The sequence below is a fragment of the Sulfurihydrogenibium sp. genome (assembly GCF_027448985.1).
In the GTDB taxonomy this organism is placed as follows: Bacteria; Aquificota; Aquificia; order Aquificales; family Hydrogenothermaceae; genus Sulfurihydrogenibium.
On sequence record NZ_DAIDMN010000161.1, the window covers coordinates 1 to 1,180 of the forward strand.

General features: G+C 29.4%; 1 protein-coding gene. It reads left to right on the forward strand.

The genetic code is table 11. The features are described from left to right. Positions 1-84 precede the first annotated feature (84 nt). The coding region (locus NE054_RS08295) for an HAD-IC family P-type ATPase (RefSeq protein ID WP_297890521.1) at positions 85-1,180 on the forward strand (1,096 nt) is incomplete at its 3' end.

The following is a 1,180-nucleotide window of genomic DNA, read 5'->3' on the forward strand; positions in this document are numbered from 1 at the left end:
TTGGAGTTTTATAGGAATACTCATCTACTTTTTCTATGGTTATAAAAATAGCATTTTAAAAGGAAGTTAGTTGTATTTACAATTATGGATATAACAGAACTTTATAAGAATTTAAACACAGATTTAGAAAATGGTTTATCTGAAAAAGAAGCCAAAGAAAGAATAAAAATATACGGCTACAACACTTTAAAGGAAAGAAAAAGTTTTTCAGATTTAAAACTTTTCATAAACCAGTTTAAAAACCCTTTTATTCTTTTACTTCTATCAGCTACATTCTTGTCCTATTTTTTAGGGGATAAATTTGAATCACTGATAATAATCCTTATAGTATTTTTAGGTGCTGTTGTTGACTTTTTCCAAGAAAGGTCAGCCCATAAAACTATAGAAAATTTAATCTCATTAGTAAAAGTTAAAGCTACTGTTATAAGAGATGGAAAGAGAAAAGATATTCCTGTAGAAAATGTTGTTGTGGGAGATGTTGTTATTCTGACAGCAGGAGATATAATTCCGGCGGACTGTATTTTAGTTGATTCTAAAGACCTTTTTGTAAATGAATCTATGTTAACAGGTGAATCTTACCCTGTTGAGAAAGAAAAAGGACAAAAGTTATTTATGGGTTCTTATGTTTTAAGTGGCTACGGAAAAGCTGTATGTGTACAAACGGGAAAAAACACAGAATTTGGTAAAATTGCATCAAAGTATGAAGAAATAAAATATGAAACGGATTTTGAAAAAGGTTTAAGAAGGTTTGGCTATCTCCTGATGGAAATAGCATTTGTCCTTATACTTATAGTATTTTTTATAAACGTTTATTTTCATAGACCTGTAATAGAGTCCTTTTTATTTGCACTGTCTCTTTCAATTGGTATAACTCCTACTTTACTTCCTGCAATCGTATCTATCACTCTGTCCTTTGGTGCTAAAAGAATGGCTGAAAAAAAAGTAATAGTTAAAAGACTTATCTCCATTGAGAACTTTGGTAGTATGAACGTTTTATGTACCGATAAAACTGGAACAATTACTCAAGGAGTAATGAAAGTTGTAGGATTTAAAGATTTAGAAGGTAAAGACAATGAAAAAATCTTTCATTACGCTTATTTAAATGCCTTCTTTCAATCAGGATTTAAAAATCCTATAGATGATGCTATTTTATCCTATAGAAATTTAGACCTAAAAAGTT